Raw genomic sequence first — 22,510 nt, forward strand, 5'->3', positions numbered from 1 at the left:
ATTTTCAAAAATTTCGCTGGTAATGGTTCCAAAGCACAGGTTTTTAATTTCGATTCCTACTTCCTCTCGAACTTGCCTGGGGGAACATGGATATGCAAATAAAACCTGCAGTATAAGTTAAGCTACATTTTTGTAATTAATTTGATTGTTAAATTCTTCAATAGTTGCATAATTCAAAGCAGAATGTCTCCTTTTTCTGTTGTACCAAATTTCAATGTATTCAAAGATTTCCAGTTTCATTTGTTCTTTAGAAATCAGTTTGCTCCCATAAATCAATTCCGTTTTCAAAGATTTGAAGAAGCTTTCCGCTACAGCGTTATCCCAGCAATTTCCTTTACGACTCATACTGCGGGTTATTTTTTTATAGGAATCAAGAACATTTACAAACTTTTTACTGGCATATTGGACACCTCCGTCAGAATGAAAAATCAAACCTTCCTCAATATTTCGGTTTTTAACAGCCATTTTCCAAGCCCCAAGCGTAGTTTCTTCTGTACTCATTCCGTCGCTCAAACTCCAACCTATAATTTTTCGGTCGTGTAATTCCATAATAGTGGTCAAGTATACAAATCCCTCTTTAGTTTGGATATATGTAATATCCGAAACCCAAACTTTTGAAGGCATTTTTACAACAAACTCTCTGTTTAATACATTTTCGGCAACTAAATAATTATGATTTGAGTTGGTTGTAACTTTGAACTTCTTGCTTAATTTGCTTCGTAAGCCAAGTTCTTTCATATATTTTGCAACTGTGATTCGTGAAACTTTATAGCCTAAATACTGTAATTCCAATGTTATTCTAGGACTTCCATATCTTTGTTTGGCTGCAAAATAAATCAATGTTATCTGTTCTTTAATGGTGATTTTTAGTTGTTGTCTTGTTGTGATTGCTTGTTTTTTCCATCGGTAATAACTTCCGCTACTCACTTGTAGAACTTTGCACATTTTTTCAATCGGGAATAGTTGTTCATTGCTTTTTATGAAACTATAAATCATCGACCGCTCTTGGAAAAAATGCCGATTGCTTTTTTTAGTATATCACGTTCTAACTCGGCGTCTTTGAGTCTTTTCTCCAGTTCGTAGATTTTTTCTTGCTCGGGAGTTAGTTTTAAATTTCCTTTCCCAGGAAAAATTCCTTCTCCAAATTCCTCGAACTCTTTACGCCATTTATACAACTGTGGTGCTGTGACTCCCAACTCTCTGGCGAGTTCTGATACATTTTTTCTATCATAACTCAATTGAACGGCTTTATCTTTAAAAGCTTTGTCATAAATTTTGCGGACTTCTTTCATAGGCTAAAATTAAGATTATTTCTTAACTTTCTGTTATGGCTAAGTTAGTATGTCCAAAATCCAGAAGTAATATATAATAAAGTATGACAAAAATGTTTAGATGGTGGAACAGGATATTTTAGTACGTTTATATCTTCAATTCTCAAACAGAAAAATTGTTCTGAATTTGATTTAAATAGTTCTCCAATAGAATGATTTTGTTCAAGAAAATTATCACGAAAATCTTTTGCGCCATAAGTATGAACTTTTTCATTTATTTTCATTTTGTAATTTAAAAATTTTCTGTAATTATTTTATCTATTTCTGCAAACAACTGACCGGTAACGTTATGCCACTTTGAGATGGCTGGAAGTTCGTAACCGCTCAATTTTCGGTTTAACGAAAACTTAATGCGATACGAAAATTCCACTAAACTCCAGCTAGCTCAAAATGGCGGTTACCAGATGTTTTCTCTATTCATTGCTATCGTCCACTAAGTTACAGATTGCCACAAAATCATTTTCGGATAAGATTCTAATAGCTATTCCGCTTTCAATTAGTTCCTCTGCTTTTCTATGTTTAGAACTTTTTCCATAACCAGCTAGTTTTGTATTATCTTGTATTCCAACAACTAACATTGTCGTGTTTTTTGTAACTGAATTTGTAACTTTACAGCCGATTTGAGAAGCAATTAATCCTGCTTCACTTCTTGGAATTGATAACGCACCAGTAAACACTAAACTTTCTCCATAAAGTTGACCTTCGGGATTTCCATCCAGATTTATTGCAGATGATCCCTTATAAGTAAATATTGGTTGTCCAACTCTTTTAAACCATTCTTCAATTGTCAAATTTGTAATTTCACTTGCTTTCACAACAACTAATCCTGCAACGATTGCGTCCTCTAAAGCGTCGTGATGTTCAAATTTCAAATTTAAATATTTTGCAATATTTGACAATCCATATCCACTATGTGCAAAATCTGTCCAAGTTCTTCTCACAATTTTAGCATTATCAAGCCATTTTGGTTTTATATGTTCTAAACCATAACAGTCACAAGCTCTGTTTATTGCAATCCTATCAAAAGGCATATGATGAATAACAATTTTATCTTCTAAAAAGAATTTTAATTCACTATAAAACTCATTAAATGTTGGTGCATTTTCAACATCTTCTGGACTTATTCCGTGAATAGATATATTAAAAGGGTTAAAATAATCCTCTGGATTTACAAATATTTTTAATTTCTCAATGACTACACCATTATTAAAAATTGCAATTCCAATTTGACAAATACTTGAATAATCAGCATTTGCAGTTTCAACGTCAATTGCTATAAAATTCATATGATTTCCCGAATTAAATGTAAAGTAGATTGGTCATTTATGTTCAAGCATCTTTCGTGAATATGTTCTAAAAAGACTTTTTCTGTTAGTACTTTTAATTTAGTATGCTTTTTTCCTTTTGAATTTATTTTTTTTTCAAGTTCAATTAGTTGTTCATCTTTAATTCCACGTTTTAGTTCTTCAATAATGAAATCAGAAATTATAAAAAAATCTGTATCACCTGAAAATTCAGCATCAGTTGGTAGTCCACCTAAATTTCCAATAACTTGAAATTGGTTATATTTTGAACCACGAAGCTTTTGCGAAAAAAAATACATTTTTATCATAAAATTGATTTGGTTTACTTTTCTCTAAAAAGATTTCTGAAAATGTATTAATACTATTGTCGTTAATTTCTATTTTTTCATTTTCTTCCATATTTCTGCGGTTTTTCTTAAAATATCTGGTAACTTATTTATAGGCGGAACAAAACTTCGTTTATACAGCTAAAAAGAGGGAGATTGACGGATTTTTCTAACGGTTTACGTTTTTTCAAATATATAGAACTTTTATTACAATTTTATAATTGGAAGGTGATAATTTTCTTGATTTTTGTGGTTAAGGAGGGGGAGAGTTTTTCTTGTTTCATTTCCACTGAGGGTCGAGGGATCAATCGGGTTTCGAATTTGAGATATTAATTTTTTCTTTTTCTGTGAGCTTTCCTGTTTTTATTTAGGCATTTGCTTTGTCTCTTTCGCACGGTTTAAAAGAGATTAGCAGCAATTCTTCTTCCGGGCTATGTAATTGGCATTGTTTGTTATTTTGGGTGACTGATTTGTCTCTGCCAGGAGGTATTCGAGTTGAGTACGCGATGATTCGCTTTCATAAGTAATTAGGTGGGTACTCAGCGAAGACTTGCACAAGAGAGATTTACTTATTTACTATTAACTTCATTGTTGTTAAAAGTTGTTGTGTTTTTTCGATGTCAAAGTATTTGTCTTTTATAAGCTTTACTTTATAGTTCACAGGTAAATAAATACCCCATTTAGAAAAATCTAATAATGCCGGATTGACGCCTAAAAGGATAGTAATATGGCTATCAATATCGGTTAATGGGAGAGCTATAGAACTCCATTTTGAGATTAATTCTTCTTTAGGAATCTCTATATAAAATACACACTTTGATTCTCTCTCATCAAGGGAATTTTTTATTCCTGCAATATTTAAGAGTAATTGTATAGTCCTGTTTATTCGTGTCCCTGCAAAAGTGAATAGTTGCAAGTTTCTTTCTGTTGAAAATAAAGGACGGTCAGTATGCAAATCAAGTATTTCGAAAACAGAAAAATCTTTACGAAGAATTTCTATTTCGTCACAACTTGGTTGGTCAAGAAAATCGTAGTTTGTATTTGAGTAAAGAATTTCGAGCATTTTTTCTCTAATTCTTAGATGTAATGTTGCTCCATTACTCGAAAATTTAGGTGGTTTTCCATCATTTGTAGGCACTACTTCTATCTTTTTAGCCTTGTGGTCAATGAATTTTATTTTCCAAACTTTAGCGGATAGCAAAATATTTTCATCTTCAATTATTTGTAATGAAAAGGGTATTTCTCCAATTTTATTACCTGCATTTACTACTTTAAAATTTTCTTCAGTTTTAAATACGCTATAAAAATCACGACTATTTACGACTTTTTCTCCTTCAACGCCGATTATAACTTCGTATTGTAATTTTTCAAGGAAATCAATTTCAATTAAATGATTAAGGATTTGTTCTATATCAGATAATTCAATTTGTTTAAACGCAGCATTTTCTTTTAGTTGATTTATTAAATCCTTTAATTTAATTCCTGAATGTCCTTTTGTTATTGATAAGGCCTGATGGACTAGAATATCATAGGGCTTTTCGTCTTTTTGAGGTGGTTCAATAAAACCTTCTTTGTATAATAACCAACAAGCAATAGATTGAAGTAAGCTCCATTTATTTGTAGCATACAGAAACAAATTACTGCTTTCTCCTTCTTTTCGTCCACTTCGTCCAACTCTTTGAATTAACGAAGCAATGCTATGAGTTGCGTCAATTTGAACTACTTCATCAACTGTTCCAATGTCAATTCCCAATTCAAGTGTTGATGTGCAAGAAATGCAAAAGTTTTGTCTATTGTTGTTCTTTGCAAAATATTCAACGTACTCTCTTACTTCTCTGTCCACTGATGAATGATGTGAAAAATAATTAGAATGCCCATTCACCCGGCCTGAAATCTTTTTAAGTTTTACCGCTACTTCTTCAGCTCGTCCTCTACTGTTGGGAAAGATTAAAACCTTGTTATCTTTTGTTTCTAGGTATAAATCTTTCAAAAGTTCTAAAGGTAACTCTTCGGTTTCATTTTTGAAATAGCAAAATTGAGCATTAATTTCTTTGGAGGTTCTGTCAATTAATATTTTAGTCTTTTCAGCATTACCAGTAAATTCTTTTACTTCTGAAAATTTATTTTCTTCACTCATTGTAGCTGATAGACCAACAATGCTATACGCTTTAGAATTCAGCTGTTGTAGTCTTGATAAAATAGATTTTAATTGAATTCCTCTGTCTGTACCGATAAATGAATGTATTTCATCTATAACTACATATTTGAGATTTGAAAATAACTGTTTTACATTGAAAGGCTTGTTCACAAACATTGCTTCCAATGATTCAGGCGTAATTAATATTATTCCGTTTGGTTGTTTTATTAGTTTTTCTTTCAATGTTTTGTTGGCCTCGCCATGCCACTTTGTGACAGTTACATCGAGATTTTTGCAAAGTTCTTCAATGCGAAAAAACTGGTCGTTTATTAAAGCAATTAAAGGCGAAATGTAGAGTACTTGAACACCCGATTCGTTGAAGTCAACTTTTGAAAGGATTGGTAAAAAAGCAGCCTCTGTTTTTCCTGATGCCGTTCTTGACACTAAAATAAAATTGTCGTCAGAAGAAATAATTTTAGTAATAGCAGCATTTTGAATAGGGCGCAATTGTTCCCAATGCATATCACGAACATATTTTCGTATTGGCTCTGAAAGTAAATTAAACGACATTATAATTCTTCAATGCTATCTAATGAAAATTCAGCAGGTCTTTCATCTGAAATTTCTAAATCTCCAAAAAGTTTCTTTTTGTCTATTTCTGGATTTTGTCGAAGAATATTGAGTATGTTGAGAAAATCTCGAATAACTTCTCTTGGCGTTAAAAATTCTGATGCTCCAGGTTTGTTAAATAACTCTTCCATAAACTGTTGAATATCTTCATCATTGATTGATATTTCCGTTTTGTAATTGTAATCAAATATAGCTTTCAACTTTTTAAGCAATACAAATATTTCATTATGGTCAAGAGGAAGTAGTCGAATCACCGGTTGCGCAAAATCTCTTATTTCGGCTGTTTCATATTTATTAGTTATTAATCTTGTTTTTAGAGCGTCATAACTAAAAAAGCCTCTGCGTTGATTTTCTAAAACTTCTTTTGTACCCGCAAAGTTGAAAAATAAATTAGTGACTTTTCCTTGAAAACAATCGTTATAAATCGTCAAGATTTTTTCGTAATTCTTCTCTCTAACAGCAGAATTTGAAATTTTGTAAAGATTAATAGCTTCATCTAAGTTCACCATAAAGCCGCTATAGCCCATACTTACAAATAATTTACAGAAATTTTTGAGCATATCATAGTAATTCAAATCATTAATGACTTCTCTTACTCCTAAATCCTGTCTCGCTTCGGTTTTCGTTTTGTATTCTCCTTTGAGCCACTTCAAGGCATTTCTTCTTAATTGCTCATCATCAGTTATATATCCTTCGTAATATTTCATTACAACCACTCCAAAATCGAAACCACCGACATCTGTGATGTCATTAATGGTTTTCATAATATTGCTTTGTATAAGTTTCAAATATTGTTCGTTACGAATATCTATTAAGGAAATATTATTGTCTTCTGCAGTTTTAGAAATCACTTGTTCAATCCATTTTTCCAATAAAGTAGGTAAAGCTCCACCTTCAGGTTTGGTCTGAATAGATACATTATCCATAATGGCAGCGTATAATGCAACACCTTTTCCGTCATTGGAATATAGACGATTGTCTGGAGTGAAGTCGGCATTTGCTACGACAAATTTCTGTTTTAAAGCAACAGTATTAAGCAAATGAAGCATAAAGGATTTGCCTGACCCAAAGTCACCAATCCAGAATTTCACCATGCTATGTCCATTCTTTACATCTTCTAATGCAGAAACTACTGCATTTATTTCTTCCGATCGTCCAACGGCAATATGTTGAACGCCAATTTTTGGAACTACGCCCCCAATTAAGGAATTAATAATTGATGTGGCTTCTTTAGGCTTAAGATTGTTTATCATTTTATAGAAATTTTTTGAAAATAGTTTGTGTTAATGGTATAATAATCTTCTTCTTCTTCAATCAATATATCATCCAGAAACTCATAACAAGTATCGTTAATGCTTTCTATCAATGAGTTTTTAAAGACTCCTTTTGATTTGGCAAATACTTCAAACTCATCTTGAGATACTAAAAAATTGCTTTTAGCAAATAGTTGTAATGCAGCTGCATGTATTGTTGTAAAAGTTAATTCGCTGACAAAAGCGGACTGAAGAACCTTTTCGTCTTTTTTAGTTATTTCGAGTTGGATTTCTTCATTGCTTATTTCTTGTGATTTTACAATGATTTTCTCATCTTCGAATTCATCCTTCAAATACTCATTAAGTAGTTCAACAGTTCCAGAGTGTTGTTTTTGAACTTCTTTAATTGATGCCGTGTTAAGCTGTATTTTTTTACGTTTAACCTTATATATATTAGAGATGCCTTCCAGCGCTTTATCTATATCCTTATTTTTAATTAGTTCACCAATAATTTTTTCAAAAGAGTGCAATTGTTCATTTGTTTTGAACAAGTTTTTCTGGATGGTTTTGGTAAGTTGTTTATTGTTGAAAGTAGTGGATTCCAAATCGCAGTATAAATAAGACACATAAAAAGTGAGTGCAGATTCCTTATCATATTTAGAGATAAACTTTGAAGCTTCAAAAAAAATGTTCTCAATTGACGGATTCTTTTCGTTTAGTAATGCAAGAGAGTGAATCGAATCAATAAACTCTTTTGAATTTTCAGTATAGTTTGCAATTAATTCTTCAAACTTAATCTTCCAACGATTTGTATTTTGTGAGTATAGTTCAATCTCTGTAGCTTCATCTGGTAAGGCAACTTTAGAGATTAATAGCGGGAGTAATTCAGTTACTTTAAAAATTATTTTTGAATCAAACTCTATTTTAATTTCTTCATGGGCGTAATAAGTATCCGTATTTAGTTTACGTTTATGATCATAAAATTTACGAACTGCATTTTCGCAATGCTTGAAAATATTTGAGTAAATTTCATTAGTTGTAGATTCTATGCAATATTTATAATTCTGACTGCCTTTTCTGTAATTGTAATGTTTCCTTGCCACTAGATCTGCGACAGTTAGGAATTCAGCTTCAATAGTTGTCCCTTCCTGTATAAAATTTCTTTTTAATGCTGAAATTAAAGAAATATAAAGTTTAAGAATTTCAAGGCTACAATATTCGATATCGAAAAAAACATTACCTGGATTATAAATATTGTTAAGTAATATTACCTCTTCTTTATTCAGTTTTAGCTGAACCTCATATCTACTTCCTAGTCTCCAATATTCATAGTCATTATAATTCTGGTGGCTGTATTTGTCCTCTGCTTTTAGCCTTGAAAGACCATCATCATCGCTATTTACTTCCATTTTTTGAATTAGGAATGATACTCCGTATGACTTTGTTTTAGGGTAGCATTGCCCCAAAGTTTTAATTTGGCTTTCAATTTTAGATATATTTTTATGATTGTCAAAGTCTCCTAGTAGGTCAAATAAAAGAATGAACGCATAATTTGAATTCCCTTCTAAATCAATGAACTGATCGCTTAAAAAATTTTCTTTAAAAAGCCCATAAAATTTTTTTTGTTCAGTTGATGCACTATTGATTTCGGAATAAGAGTAAACATAATGATGAGCCCAAAAAGGTACTCCAGTATTGTATGTAAGTTTACTTGTAGCTGGTATAGTGTAAGATTGATCCGAAATATCAATGATTGAGTCGTCATTATAGTTGTTTGAATAATCTGAGGTTGTCACGGTTACTTTGATATTGCTAGCAGGTTTTTGCACTAATTTTTGTGTCATTACCTTTTCTTTTTTATAATTAGAATTTACATTGCTTATTATTGGATTGTATTTAAGATTAAACTTTTCTTCTGACATAGTTATAAAGATTACAAAATCGATTATACCTATAATTAAAGGAATATAGGTCCAGAAAAAAATTAGAGAGAATATACCTTTTGCTGCTTGTCCTAAATAAAATCTATGAATTCCAATACCACCTAAAAATAATGCCAAGAAAGAAGCTGTTTTTTTATTTTTCATTTTTTACTTTTATATTGGAATCTGAATAGGTCGTGTTTTGTAGGGGCATTTTTTTCTTATTTTAATTTGCATATAGTAATAAGGTTAATATTCCAATTATGGTTATTACTGTTCTAAATGTCAGTTACCATAACTAAGATTTATTTATGAGTATTGAAAAAATCATAAAGAGTCTACCTATTTCAGATTAATTCCATACTGTTTAGTTTGTTTTGATTGCATTTGTGTAAATAAACGACATTTTGTAGGATTTTACTATACCCACTTTTAGTGATTTTTGACTCTTTTTTTATTGATGTAAATTTGAAGTCTTAGGGATATTTATTAGAACTTTGATTGTATTTATCCAGATAGTATTCTAATTCGAATAAATGAATCAACTCCTCGTTATCAGAAAATTTATTAGGAGGTTTGCCATTGCTTGAGTAGGGCAGTTGAATTAAACTAATATTTTGGGATAGTATATTTTTTCCTGCAATGTTATGCAGTATAATAAAAATGGCTTGCTTTAAAGTCTTTGTATCACAGTACAAATTGTAGTCTTTCAGGAAAATGATAATATCGATTTTTGCTGTTATTGGATTATAATCTATGGGTAGAAATTTAGATTCATTAGATTGTAAATTAAGTTCCTGAATGATGTAGGGTTGGTCCAATCCGTTGATTATTCTATTAATTTTTTCGGTTGACTGTAAGAATGCTGTGAATTTCCATTTTCTTAATAGTGGCGCATTATCGACTAAATTAATTACTTGACCGAAATATTCTACATTACCGTTTGCGGTTATGATGAGTTCCGTTTTATCGGCATTGTTTTTAGGGAATAGAATTATAAAGTCGAGCTCTTCGCAGTAGTAGCTGAGGTTTTTTGATAACCAATAGATGATATGAATTTGGTTTTTAGGGGTTTCATAGATGAGGCTTTTGATGGTTTGGTTGTTGTCTTGGAACCAGTTCCAAAAGGTGTTGATTTTTCTCATGGTGAGGAAAGTTTAAAAGTTTAAGGTTTAAAATTTCAGGTTTTTGATTTCTATTTTTTCTAAGTCCTTGCTGCAGGCTGGCTCCTTCGCTAAAACAGTCCACAGGACTGTTTTTTTACGCTCGATCCTATTGCCCAAAAAAGAAACAAAAAACGCTAGCCCTGGACTGTTCGCCGACCCGCTATTTTTTCAATTCTGAAATCCAACGAACTCCCCCGAAAGTTTTCGGGGTCAAACAGCGTTGGATTTTTTCAGAATTTTCGAAAAACGGGTGCCCGGCTGCCACAGTCAAAGGGCGGGTTGAACTGCGATTGTCAGATGTATTTGTTTGCATTAACGTTTATCCTTTGTTTCTTTATCGAAGGTGATGAGGTTAAACATGGCTCTCATTCTGGAGCGGAGGCGGTTGCCATAGTTGTTTTCGATTTCAGAGGCAGAAAGGTTGGTGGTGATGTGAGTGACGGATTTGTTTTCGATAAACTGTTCGTAGCGGCTAATGAGTATCTCGGCCATCACGTTGCAATCATTTCCAAAATGCTTGATTTGCTGTTCGGCGCCCAAATCGTCAAAGCAATAGCCGGTTAGTCGCGATTGATTAGCTTGCTTTAGTGTGTAGCAGTTAATTGCTTCAAATCCGTTTTTTGCAAATTCAAACGAAACTTCTCTACATGTTTTAATTTTATAGTCGGAGTTTTGATAGGCAAAAGGTCGTATTAGATGCATTAGCGACGTTTTTCCGCAACCAATAGCACCTGAGACTAATATACCTTTTGACAAGTCTATCTTTAGATTCACGGCTGATTTCTCATCTTTTATCATATAAATCAATAATTTGTAAATGGTAGGGTGGTCCATTTCGCTGATATGAAACGAACTTCCGTAGGTGGTTCTTCCTTGGTTTTCTAGGTATTCCAGACATTTTTGGAAATTATATATTTTGAAACCTTTGTGAATGACGAAGGTTTCACGGATGGATTTACAATGGTTCGTCATAGTTTTTGTGGGTTGCCGTGTGCAGATGCATCGGTTTTGGTTGGGAATTGTAATCGGATTTTGGAGTATTTACAGCAAACTTAGCTGTGTTGAGCATCCAGTTTCGTGCTGCTGCTTTCCAATCTTTCATTTTTGTTTTCCCACCAATGAGCCAACCGATGCTGGAGTAGTAATTGAAAAACTTATTGGCTTCTGTTTGTGAACTTTGTTTGAAGGAGAAGTATTCCAGTATCATTTCGATTGTTGGTGGTGTTGTTTCAAAAACTAAATCCAGCTCAATTGGTTTTTCTTTTTTAGCGCAACTTTTTTCTTTTTGCTGTCCGCTCTCCGTTTTTATTTCTTTTTCTTTTGGAATTATTAAAGGATTCAAATTTTGAACTGGTTGATTTCTTGAATTTTTTTCTATATCTATTTTTGTATTGTTTGAATTGTTTTTAACTGTTTGTTTTTTATTATATATATAGAGCGGTTCATTTACCTGTTCAATGAGTTGTTCATTTTTTGTTTGGGTCAAATTGTGAACGGGTTCATTTTTTGAATGGGTTGGTTGTGGTATTTTTGAAATTCCGTTTACTTCTTCAGAGAAATTTGTCATAATTATGTTGGAGGAGGAGTGGGGATTAAATGTTGGGTTGTATATCATAAATCCTAAAAGTTCTAACTCTCTCATGCACTTATGGTATGTAGCTTTAGAATTGATCTTACTTGCTTTCATGATTTCTTCCCTTGAAATGCCTGTTGGATTTTTGAAGCGGTTTACGTTCCAACATTGGAAAAGTGCTAAATAGAGTGAAATGTGGGTCGGGTTGAGGTTAGTTTCGTAATTGATTTTATTGAAAAATCCAGTGAGGTGTTTGATGTAGTTCATAAGATAGTGTTCAGTTTTTAGTGTTCAGTTTGATTAACCACAAGTTGTAAGGAGTTAATGAGATTACACCTCTAATTCGAATAAAGTCCTCTTGTCCTCCTTTGTCGAGGTTAGAGAGATTGTTTGGTTACTTGCAGTGACTTTACTTGAAAAGTGTAGGGAGGGCATTTACTTTATTTCCGTTTAAAAGTTTTTCGATATCAGTTTGGTCGTAATACATAATTCCACCGATTTTGGTATAGGTCAGTGTGCCGTTAATGCGAAGGTTTTGTAAAGTACCTGGTGAAATATTCAGCAGTTTCCGGACTTCATTGGATTTGAGCCATTGTTTCTGCTGGAGTGGTTTGGATTGTATGATTCTTTTTAAATCGTTCAGAAGAAGACTTCGAAATTCGTTTAAGTCTTCCATTGTAATTAATTGCTCGCGGTACATTCTGTTTTTAGTAGTGTTTGTGGAGCTGTTGCTTTCAAGTGCCATAACTTATGTTTTAGGTTGTTATGGTACAAAAGTGTTGGTATTAGTTGATTTTATTTCACAAGTGGTTCACAAGTTGTGAAAGAAAAAAGGAGTTTTTATTTTGAAATGGTTGTGGTTATTGACTTCTGGATATTAAATCTTTACTTTTTTCCTGGATTAGAAAAGTAGCAAAAAATTGTGCTTCTCCTGCTATCACTGTATCTTTATGGATTATGAGAATGATTTTTCTTTTGTCTTGATTACTCACGAGTTAATATTTTATTTGAGTTCGTGAATCTATGATTTCAAAAGAAACAAAAAATCAAGCCTGAATAATTTTTAACCAAAAATTATCGGTCAAATTTATTTCACAATTCCCTTATTGTTATTGGAGTTCGATGAACCTCACTTCGTGTCGGTTTTCCTATCGCGACCCCAGCCGCTCGTGTTTCACACTCGACTCCGGGGTCACTCCCTGCGGCCGGCGCTGAAATTCTTACCGTGATTTTCTAGTCTAAAAATATAAGGGCGGGGAGAGGAAGTTGATGAGGATGTTTTATCCTAAAAATCAGCGGATAGATTTCGCTATCGGAAACCCGAGCCGTTCGTCCTTCGTCCTCAACTTGCGGACTGCTGCCACTTCACTTCCTCGTTGTTTTCTTATGCTTTTTATTTAAGGGCGGTGTGATGAGGTTGTAATTACAAGTTTGTTTTTGATATTACTGTTTTTGTTTATTAAGAGATTCTTTTTCTTTTGCCTTGATGCAAAAGAAACAAAAGATCAAGCCTGAAAATCAAAAGCTTGAAAACTACCGCGAAGTTCCGTTCCGCAGCCCGATCCGTTCGTCCTTCGTCCTCAACTCGCGGACTGCTGCCACTTCACTTCCTCGTGGTTTTCCTATGCTTTTTATTTAAGGGCGGGGAGAGCAGGATGTAATTACAAGATTGTTTTTGATATTACTGGTGTTGCGCAGTCGATTTTGGATGTCTTGTTATTATTTATGAATGTTGTTGGTTTTTTAATTCACTGATGAAGTAGGTGGGAGAGAGGCCTGTTTGATTTTTGAACGCTCGGGTAAAGTTTTGGGTAGAACCGAAACCGGCTTCGTCACTCAGTGCCTTGTTTGTGTAATTGCGGTATTTGTTTTCACGCTTGAGTATTTCTATGATATGATCAATCTTTAAATCACTGATATATTCAATTGTTCCCTTATCACGGTAGCGTGAAATAATTTTTGAAGCGTATTTTGTATTGGTGTTTAGTAATGAAGCCATTTTTGCCAATGTCATGTCTTTTTCGAGGTACTTTTTATTGCGCTCAAATTTTTCTAGATTTTTTAGAACTGCAGTAATTAGTTCAGGATTGATATCGAGTTCTTTACTGGTATTGTCTAATACTAATGATTGGGCCGTGTCGGGTTTGCGATTCATTAATTCTTCAAATAATCTTTTGTTTTTATAGTGTCTGTGTACCAAAAATACAATAATTGTTAACATTATAATTATTATAATGGAGAACAAAAAGGTCCAGTATTGTTCAATGTTTTTTTGAGTTTGAATTAATTTTTTTGTGTCGTATTCTTTGTGTATCTTCCCTGAAAGGTATTTATAATCCTTAATTAAAACTTCATCTACTTTTAAAAGGGCCGTGACATAATATAACTCTAATTCTTTGTCGTTTTGTTCCTGATAATAATGAATTAATAGTTCATAAGCTTCCCTTAAATCAGGGCGTATGTATTTTTGTTTTTGGAATGCTTCATCTATCTTTTTTAAGTATGGTACTGCCTTTTCCTGCAATTTTAGTGCCCAGTAGCTTTTACCGATGTAAAAATAGGCCGTCGTTTCGTTTGTTAGATCTTTAGTTTCTTTCAAAGGAGGCAGCGCCTTTGTCAACTTCTTTATTGCGTCAGGATAATTGTGTTTAAAATACTGATTTACACCTTCGGAATGGATAAAGTAGGATTGCATTTCTAGGTTTTTAAAACGTAAGCCCTCACTGAGCCCCAGCTGATTCATCTGGCTGCATAACTTATATTTACCTGTGCGGTTGTAAGAAAGCCCTAAAGAATGAAGTGTATTCAGATACGCGCGGCTATTTTCTTCCTTGAAATACCCAAGACATTCTTTAAATAATGCTATTGCCTCATCGTAAAACCCAAGGTAATATTTGATCTGAGCAATACCATATTTTACTTTGAAGATTTGGTATTGATTGTTTGTTTTCGAAATGTATTCATCCGCTATCAGGTAGTTGTCGAGTGCTTTCATGTGCTGTTTACTATCATATAGTATAACCCCTTTTGTCATGTAGCCAGATCCGATTAATGCGAAATCAGCTGTTTTTTTTGCCGCTATCAGCATACGATCGGCATATATAAGTTGTAGTTTTTTGTCACTTGTATAAATTAAGGCTTTATAGGATTGGGCCATTTGTCCGTAATTTTTCTCCCGTTTTGCCTTAGCTAACCATGATTGTGCATACAAACTTTCTTTGATACTGTCCTTTTCCTCATAAAGTATGTTTTTACTAAAATATTCATAGTCTTTAGTTGAAAGACTATCCGGAATAACAAAATTATTTTGTTGTGGGTAAGCATTATAATACAGACATAACCATATTATAAGTAAGTATTTTTTCGTCATATTTCTAAAAGATTGGGGGCTTACTGATTAGAAAACATAAGATTAATGTCTTTGAGACTGTATTTTGTAAAATAAATGTAGCTAAAATAATGTAATTGATTACAAGAATTACCCTTATAAAGGATTCTTTCGTTTCCTTGAGTTTAACTTACTGTTTATTTGGATTTTAGAGTAAAATGTAGTGTGTTCAATTCGGGAATTGCATATCATAGATTCCCGAATTGAACAGTTGTTGGCTTGTGGGAGGGGAAAGGTCCTATTAGTTTTGCCCTGAATTCAAACGGTTTTGTTATGAGCAAAACCACCATCAAAATTGTTCAGATTATCCCGGGAGAAATGAACTGATTAAAAAGTAATCAGTAACATTTAAAACATTATCAAAAATGAAAAAATTCTATTCAGGTTTTAGTACATTAATTTGTTTGGCCGTCCTTTTTGCACTTGCTTCCTGTACAACCGATAGTCCTCTTGTAGCGGGCGATACTGTAGGCAAGTCAGATATGAAGAACGAAAATCCTTATTATACTACCAAGAAGGGGGATACAGTGCTCGCTACGGAAGGTTTATCGACTAATACAGTTACAATGCAGGCAGATGAAACCGTTGATCCAGACTGGAAAAAGCTTATCACCCATTTTACAGGAACTACAGGGAGCAACGAGTAGTTGAATCCAGATTTAAGATAGGAGTTATTACAATCAAAACTAGAAGGCTGTTCATTTTAGTGTGAGCAGCTTTTTTTTTAATTTTCATCTGCATCATCCATGCGGATTATGAGTTTGTTTTTGAGTGTATTCATAAATTTTGTCCTATCGGATTTCCTGTTACGGATTTCCAGAAAAACCCTGTTGAATTGGCCCAATTCGATTTCTAAAGAAGACTCGAAAAAGGTTATGACTTCTTTGAGCCCTGTGGCTCCATTATTAAAAACGCCTTCTGCATGCAGTGCATAAATTAATTCTATCAAATCTACTTTTGATCCTGTCCATTTTAGACTTTTAGAGAGTGGGTAAGGCGATTGTGCTGTTATTGCCTTTCTTTCTAGTTTTTCCATTTGCTCCAGCAGAAAAATTTTTATTTCATCGTTCGCTATTATGCGAGCCATCTTATAGTCGTGAGAGGTTGCGAAGCGATGGTCTATTTGAAAATAAACACTGTCCATCATTAATTTAAGGTCGTATTTTTCGCGTACATAATATTTGCTATCAAGACAGTTGTTAGCGGTGCGGCAGTAGCGGTAAAATTCCTGGTTCTGTTTGAAGAAAACTTTTAATTTAAAAAGTTCTGAGTTATAATATTTAGCTATTGTTTTATGGGAGCCCAATGGCTTGTTGGTTTCGATAGTATAGATTTCGTTATAGTAAATCAGTTTGCTGGCAAACTTTGGCTTTATGTCGCGGAAGAATTCTATTTCTTCTTTTTTGTTTAGTCCTTTATATTTTATGAAAAAGGATTTTAGTCTCTCTAAGGCAGCAACGCTACTTTTAACGGCCAGTTCGGCTGATTGTATTGGGTTTTCTGTTTGCAGATGGATCATTTTTAATTGCTGCTGTAATTCGGACATCAAGGATTCAGAAAATAATTTCATTGAAGCGGTTTAAGATTTACAAATTGACTTTTTTGATAATTGAATTGGGCTGTAAATCTATTTGATGATTGCTATTGTTGCAAATGGAGTGGTGTGCGATTCCCGAATTGAATAGTGAAATTCCCGAATTGCATAGTGTGTTTTTTGTGGTAATGCGGTAATTCTGTTTTATTTGTACCGCAAAAATGCGGTGATAAATGGAATTAATATCGACATATTTTTATTTGCAGTTACTGATCAAAGGTAGTTGTTTGATGGCGAAGACCTCGTTGAACAATGTCAAGGAATGCAATTTCTGCTATGGCTTTTGAATCATCCTTCTTTAAAAACGCCTGTTTTATCTTTTAAATATAAGTAGTCCTCGGTGGCATCAACCTGCATAATTATGTATGTAATTTGCTATAACAAGCCACACGAAAGGATTCGTGCGTGAGCGGGGGCGAACCAACGAACAAACAAGCACAGAAAGCACAAAAATGGCAATTGAAATTTTTCTTAGAAATCCTATCTGATAAGCCAATCAATATAGACTGAGCAAAATAGCTTTTATCCTAAAATAAGGCTCTTGAAAGGAGAGCTAATTTATAAGGAAATCCAAAATTCTACTACAATTTTATGGATCAAGCAGTATCTTCTAAAGCATTGAAAAACAATAGATTAAAAGTACTTCATTGCTAGATTGCATTAATAAAAACCGAACTCTTTTACCTTTTATCCAACTATTTTCGTTATTTTTGAGAAACAAAAGCATAGTTTTTTCTTAGGTTAACGTTAAAAATTAGTCCAAAAAAAAAGTTGATTTTCACATTCTACCTATTAAATTCTTTTTCTTTAATTCGCTAATAATTATACTCATAATCTATTTTAATTTTCATTGTGATAAATAATATCTATAACGAAATAAAACATGAAGATGAGTGCTATAGATTTATAAGATACACTATCGTTAATTTTACTAAATAATAAACACAGTAAATTTATAAAAATAAATATGGAAAATAATAACAATACAGATCTATCCAACGGTCAAGGTAAATGCCCAGTTAATCATGAACAACTTCCACTAAACGAAGGCGCGACTATAGTTGAAGGCAACCACGATGCATCAGCAGGAAAATGCCCAGTAATGCATGGTGGAAATACTTCAACTAAAGCGAATGTTATGGGTTGGTGGCCCAATGCACTTAACCTTGACATATTGAGCCAAAATGATACTAAAACAAATCCTTTAGGACATGAGTTTAATTATCAAGAAGAACTTAAGAAACTCGATATTGAAGCCTTAAAGAAAGACATGCATGCCTTAATGACGGATAGCCAAGACTGGTGGCCTGCAGATTGGGGTCATTACGGTGGATTAATGATACGTCTTTCTTGGCATTCTGCTGGATCTTACCGTATTTCTGATGGTCGTGGCGGTGGTGGCTCAGGTAATCAACGTTTTGCACCTTTAAATTCGTGGCCTGATAATGTTAGTTTAGACAAAGCAAGAAGATTACTATGGCCTATCAAGAAAAAGTACGGTAATAAAGTGAGTTGGGCCGATTTACTTGTTTTGGCCGGTACAATTGCTTATGAAGACATGGGATTAAAAACCTTTGGATTTGCTTTCGGACGTGAAGATATTTGGAGCCCAGAAAAAGACACCTATTGGGGATCTGAAAAAGAATGGTTAGCACCAAGTGACGAACGTTATGCTGATGTAGAGAATCCTTCGACGATGGAAAATCCATTAGCTGCTGTTCAAATGGGGCTAATTTATGTAAATCCAGAAGGAGTAAACGGAAAGCAAAACCCTTTGAAAACTGCTGGACAAATGCGTGAAACATTTGCTCGTATGGCAATGAATGATGAAGAAACGGTTGCATTAACTGCAGGTGGACATACAGTAGGTAAAACCCATGGGAATGGTGATGCTAGTCTCTTAGGTGATGATCCTGAAACAGCAGGAGCTGAAGAACAAGGACTAGGTTGGAAAAATCCAACTAATTCGGGCAAAGGCCGTCATACTGTAACAAGTGGACTTGAAGGCGCATGGACTACACACCCAACGAAGTGGGACAATGGATTTTTCCAAATGTTGTTCAATCACGAATGGGAATCTCGCAAAAGCCCTGCCGGTGCATTGCAATGGGAACCGATCAGTATTAAAGACGAAGACAGACCTGTAGATGTCGAAGATCCAAGTATTCGCCAAAACCCAATGATGACTGACGCTGATATGGCCTTGAAGGTAGATCCTATTTATAGAGAAATCTCTTTGAAGTTCATGAACGACCAAGAATATTTTTCAGACACTTTCGCTCGTGCTTGGTTTAAGCTTACGCACAGAGATATGGGGCCAAAAGTAAATTACTTTGGTACCGATGTTCCACAAGAAGATTTAATATGGCAAGATCCTATTCCTGCTGGAACTACAGATTACGACAGAACTGCTGTAAAAAATAAAATTGCTGTATCAGGATTATCTATTCCAGAAATGGTGAATACAGCTTGGGATAGCGCACGTACATTCCGGGGTTCAGATATGCGAGGTGGTGCTAATGGTGCACGCATTCGATTAGCACCACAAAAAGATTGGGAAGGAAATGAACCACAACGTTTAGCATATGTTTTATCTGTTCTTGAACCTATTGCAGCTGAGTTTGGTATTAGTATCGCTGACACTATTGTCTTAGCAGGTAATTTAGGAATAGAACAAGCGGCTAAAGCGGCTGGCGTAGCTATTACAGTTCCGTTTTCAGCAGGTCGTGGAGATGCAACTGATGAAATGACAGATGCTGAATCTTTTGAGCCTTTAGAACCATTAGCTGATGGCTACCGTAACTATAGTAAAAAACATTTCGCAGTAAGCTCTGAAGAAATAATGCTGGACCGCACACAATTAATGGGATTAACGGCACCAGAAATGACAGTTCTTGTTGGTGGAATGAGAGTGTTGGGAACCAATTATGGCAATACAAAACATGGTGTTTTCACTAATACAATAGGCGCTTTAACTAACGATTTCTTTGTCAACCTAACAGATATGGGCAATACATGGAAACCAACAGAAAAAGGCCTTTACGAAATTTGCGACCGTAAGACCGGAGTGGTAAAATGGACTGCAACAGGCATGGATCTGGTATTTGGGTCTAATTCTATTTTACGTTCTTACTCCGAAGTTTATGCACAAGACGACAGTAAAGAAAAATTTGTAAACGACTTTGTAAGAGCTTGGGCCAAAGTTATGAATGCAGATCGTTTCGATATAAGATAATATTCGTCCTCTTCTTATTCATAATAAGGATAACAGATTATCATCATATACTAAATCCCCAATTACAAAGTGTAGTTGGGGATTTTTTTTGGTTAAAAACGACAGTTTGAGTTTATTTCACAAAGTGGAACGCCCAAAAAAAGGTATTGAATGACACTATGATAACGATAATTCCACTAAATTCCAGCTAGCTCAATGGCGGTTAGCAGAAGTATCTTATATGTAATCTCCGAAAATTTCAACCATTTTAACTTTCCAATTTTCGGGTAAATCATCCCAATTTTCTCCCCATTCTAAAGTTTTTTTATAAGCTTTATATGGTTTTTCATAAGTTGCATTATAATTTAGCTCTTCCTCAACATTATTTACCATGTATACAATTCTGCCATTACCATTAAGAGCATCAATTATTGGTTGATTAAATTTTTCAGCATTAGGCACTGCGGAGTCTTTATCGTGAACAACAATTGGATTTATTCCCATAGAAGTAAGATACTTTACTAACCCAATAATTGAAGCTTTTCCACGTGCTTTAATAATTTCAAAATCAGATAATATTCTTAGATATTTTAATTTGTCTAATCTTTTTAATGTTTCTTTTATCAAAATATCTTCAGTATCGCCCTCAATTATTACTACATGTTTAGTAAAAAATATTCTAGAGATATAATTGTCAATTTTTAAAAGCATTTTTACATAATCTTTTTGATTTTCTTGCAGTTCTAAAAATTTTTCAGAAACACTGAAACTATTACAATCAACGTGATTACCGCAATCAAACATTCTATTCAAAACTTGCTTAGGTTTCCTAGATATATCTATCAGATAAGGCGAATGAGTAGAAGAAATTATTTGTGCAGATTGAGAACTCAACTCATAAATTGCATCTCTCATTTGATTAGCTGCACTAGGATGAAGATATGTTTCAGGTTCTTCAAAGCATATTATTATTGACCTTGCATGTTCATCTTCTTTTTTTGAAAGCCAAAGTTGTCTATATCTTAACATGCCAAATACAGCTGCCCTAACCATTCCTGTACCTTGATTATCTACAGAAGTTTTTATATTACTAGACATTTCAACATTGAAACTTGGTTTTAAACTTGAGGGATCACTTAAGCTTGTAGTTGCATGAAGTTTTGAATCTGGAAAAATGGATGAAAGCACATTATTTAACTCAGTCATCATTTTACCAAATTCAGAATTATTATCTTTAGGGTCAAGTTCCTTTGCTAAATTATCTAGATGAATTTGTGCATTTTTAAAATGTTCTGAATGTTCACGAACTGTTTGAAAAAGTTCACTTAAGGTTGTACTTAAAACTCCACTTCCTGCTCCTTGAATTTCATGAATTCCTACATCAATTGGAATAAGTAAAAATCTAGGAAGCATTTTTAAAACATTTCCAGGTATACCACCTGGATTTTGAAACCAATTCTCTTCTTCTGAAATTTCCCAAATTTCATCAATTAGGTCTAGTTTTTCTAAAGAACTTTTGCTTTTTCCAATGTTACTTTCTAACTCAGGGAAAAATTCTTCAATTATTTCTTGAGGTAATCCATTATTGATATAGTCTTGAGGTTTTTTACATTCTACAAACTCTTCTTTTATACTTCTAATTTTAGATTTAAATTCAATAATTACATCTTTTCCTAATTCATAAGTTTTACGATAAGTTACTGAAAGACCTGTTTCTTCAATATCTGCAGGAACTACATAATTAAAAATTCTTCCTTTAAATCCTCTCCAAGTTTGCGCCTCAATAGGTAAATTTCTAAATTCGGCTTCTAAAATAATTGTATTAGTGTCAACTTTGACTTCGTTAGTTTCTTGATCAAGAATTGAATGATAATCACTTGAACTCAATTGTTTTTTTCCTGATAAAAGTGTCTCGATTGCTTTAATTGTCGAACTTTTTCCACAATTATTTTGACCAATTAAAAACGTTGCATCAGCGAATAAAATTTTAACATTTTTCAGTCTTTTAAATCCTGAAATATTTAAGGAATGTATTTTCATTTGTTAGAATTGAGTTATTGTATTCTCCGATTTTGTGGTGATATTTCTGCTAACATTTTGCCACTTTGAGATGGCTGGAAGTTCGTAACCGCCCAAATTTCGGCTTAACGAAACTTGATGCGAAAAGGTAATTCCACTAAATTCCAGCTATATCAATGGCTGTTAGTGGCTGGTTTTCATGAGTTGTCTGAATTATTTGGCTTTTGTAATTCACACCAAGCATTTTTGTTAACTTTAACTACAGAAATAAGAACATTGGTTACTATTCCAACTATTACTCCAGTTCCAAGAGAAAATGTACCTGCAATAGCAGTAGCTACAATAGTTGTAACTTCTTTAAAATTTTTACCCATTAAATTTCTTTCTGTGGAGTATTTCTCTACATCAGTACATATAAATAGATAGACTTCATCTTTTACTTTTTCCCAAAAACTTGTTTTGTTTATTACGGGACCAGTTTGGAGTAGTAAATTATTGCTATTTAGTTCACCAGTTAATTCCTTTCCTATTTCATTATAAAAATCAATAGAATCAGAATTGCTATTCAGAGATTTTAGTAAAGTTTCTCTCTGATAACTTGGTACATCAGAATTGATGAAATTTAATATTTCGCTATTTTCGAATTCTATCAT

17 protein-coding genes are annotated in these 22,510 nt (G+C 33.5%); 2 read left to right on the forward strand and 15 right to left on the reverse strand.

The features are described 5' to 3' along the window. Nucleotides 1–117: 117 nt before the first annotated feature. From HJ01_RS11145 to HJ01_RS11205, 12 genes are all read right to left on the reverse strand, one after another. Nucleotides 118–1,292 (reverse strand): IS3 family transposase gene (locus tag HJ01_RS11145; protein ID WP_238531084.1). Its coding sequence is split into 2 segments (ribosomal slippage): nucleotides 118–1,025 and nucleotides 1,025–1,292, totalling 1,176 coding nucleotides; the frame shifts between segments, so codons are not numbered across the junction. A 44-nt stretch (nucleotides 1,293–1,336) separates the two neighbouring features. Then, nucleotides 1,337–1,555, reverse strand: coding sequence for a hypothetical protein (locus tag HJ01_RS11155; RefSeq protein ID WP_007138515.1), 219 nt, complete (start codon nucleotides 1,553–1,555; stop codon nucleotides 1,337–1,339). A gap of 189 nt (nucleotides 1,556–1,744) precedes the next feature. Beyond that, nucleotides 1,745–2,617, reverse strand: a complete 873-nt coding sequence (locus HJ01_RS11160; RefSeq protein WP_007138517.1) for an exonuclease domain-containing protein — start codon at nucleotides 2,615–2,617, stop codon at nucleotides 1,745–1,747. Continuing rightward, nucleotides 2,614–2,943, reverse strand: coding sequence for a hypothetical protein (locus HJ01_RS11165; protein WP_007138518.1), 330 nt, complete (start codon nucleotides 2,941–2,943; stop codon nucleotides 2,614–2,616). Before HJ01_RS11165 ends, HJ01_RS11160 begins: the two co-directional genes overlap by 4 nt. Before the next feature lie 583 nt (nucleotides 2,944–3,526). After that, nucleotides 3,527–5,668 (reverse strand): DEAD/DEAH box helicase, encoded by a 2,142-nt coding sequence (locus HJ01_RS11170; RefSeq protein ID WP_007138520.1) that lies wholly within the window; start codon nucleotides 5,666–5,668, stop codon nucleotides 3,527–3,529. Next, nucleotides 5,668–6,981 carry an ATP-binding protein gene (locus HJ01_RS11175; protein WP_007138521.1) on the reverse strand — a complete coding sequence of 438 codons (1,314 nt, stop codon included), beginning with the start codon at nucleotides 6,979–6,981 and terminating at the stop codon, nucleotides 5,668–5,670. Before HJ01_RS11175 ends, HJ01_RS11170 begins: the two co-directional genes overlap by 1 nt. Further along, nucleotides 6,978–9,068: a tellurite resistance TerB C-terminal domain-containing protein gene (locus HJ01_RS11180; protein ID WP_007138522.1), complete on the reverse strand. Its 2,091-nt coding sequence runs from the start codon at nucleotides 9,066–9,068 to the stop codon at nucleotides 6,978–6,980. Before HJ01_RS11180 ends, HJ01_RS11175 begins: the two co-directional genes overlap by 4 nt. Before the next feature lie 311 nt (nucleotides 9,069–9,379). Further along, nucleotides 9,380–10,048, reverse strand: coding sequence for a hypothetical protein (locus tag HJ01_RS11185; protein WP_007138523.1), 669 nt, complete (start codon nucleotides 10,046–10,048; stop codon nucleotides 9,380–9,382). 333 nt (nucleotides 10,049–10,381) lie between these two features. Beyond that, a complete protein-coding gene (locus tag HJ01_RS11190) occupies nucleotides 10,382–11,041 on the reverse strand; it encodes a hypothetical protein (RefSeq protein ID WP_007138525.1) in 660 nt (219 codons plus the stop codon). Beyond that, the gene (locus tag HJ01_RS11195; protein WP_007138526.1) at nucleotides 11,025–11,909 is read right to left on the reverse strand and encodes a hypothetical protein; all 885 of its coding nucleotides are present in this window, start codon (nucleotides 11,907–11,909) and stop codon (nucleotides 11,025–11,027) included. Before HJ01_RS11195 ends, HJ01_RS11190 begins: the two co-directional genes overlap by 17 nt. Nucleotides 11,910–12,051: 142 nt before the next feature. Further along, nucleotides 12,052–12,387 carry a helix-turn-helix domain-containing protein gene (locus HJ01_RS11200; RefSeq protein ID WP_007138527.1) on the reverse strand — a complete coding sequence of 112 codons (336 nt, stop codon included), beginning with the start codon at nucleotides 12,385–12,387 and terminating at the stop codon, nucleotides 12,052–12,054. Between the two features lie 978 nt (nucleotides 12,388–13,365). Further along, nucleotides 13,366–15,012, reverse strand: coding sequence for an AraC family transcriptional regulator (locus tag HJ01_RS11205; RefSeq protein ID WP_007138530.1), 1,647 nt, complete (start codon nucleotides 15,010–15,012; stop codon nucleotides 13,366–13,368). Between the two features lie 383 nt (nucleotides 15,013–15,395). Between HJ01_RS11205 and HJ01_RS11210 the strand changes: the two genes are divergently transcribed. Further along, nucleotides 15,396–15,677, forward strand: coding sequence for a hypothetical protein (locus HJ01_RS11210; RefSeq protein WP_007138531.1), 282 nt, complete (start codon nucleotides 15,396–15,398; stop codon nucleotides 15,675–15,677). 77 nt (nucleotides 15,678–15,754) lie between these two features. Here the strand turns inward: HJ01_RS11210 and HJ01_RS11215 are convergent, their stop codons facing one another. Next, a complete protein-coding gene (locus HJ01_RS11215) occupies nucleotides 15,755–16,600 on the reverse strand; it encodes an RteC domain-containing protein (RefSeq protein ID WP_007138532.1) in 846 nt (281 codons plus the stop codon). Between the two features lie 991 nt (nucleotides 16,601–17,591). On the opposite strand from HJ01_RS11215, the gene katG reads away from it, so the two are divergent. Next, nucleotides 17,592–19,859, forward strand: a complete 2,268-nt coding sequence (gene katG, locus HJ01_RS11220) for a catalase/peroxidase HPI (RefSeq protein WP_007138533.1) — start codon at nucleotides 17,592–17,594, stop codon at nucleotides 19,857–19,859. Between the two features lie 216 nt (nucleotides 19,860–20,075). On the opposite strand, the gene HJ01_RS11225 is transcribed toward katG, so the two are convergent. Together HJ01_RS11225 and HJ01_RS11230 are read right to left on the reverse strand one after the other, a co-directional pair. After that, a complete protein-coding gene (locus HJ01_RS11225) occupies nucleotides 20,076–21,878 on the reverse strand; it encodes an ATP-dependent nuclease (protein ID WP_007138534.1) in 1,803 nt (600 codons plus the stop codon). Between the two features lie 176 nt (nucleotides 21,879–22,054). Then, on the reverse strand, nucleotides 22,055–22,510 hold the full coding sequence (locus tag HJ01_RS11230) for a hypothetical protein (RefSeq protein ID WP_007138535.1): 456 nt from the start codon (nucleotides 22,508–22,510) through the stop codon (nucleotides 22,055–22,057).

The organism is Flavobacterium frigoris PS1, from assembly GCF_000252125.1.
In the GTDB taxonomy this organism is placed as follows: Bacteria; Bacteroidota; Bacteroidia; order Flavobacteriales; family Flavobacteriaceae; genus Flavobacterium; species Flavobacterium frigoris_A.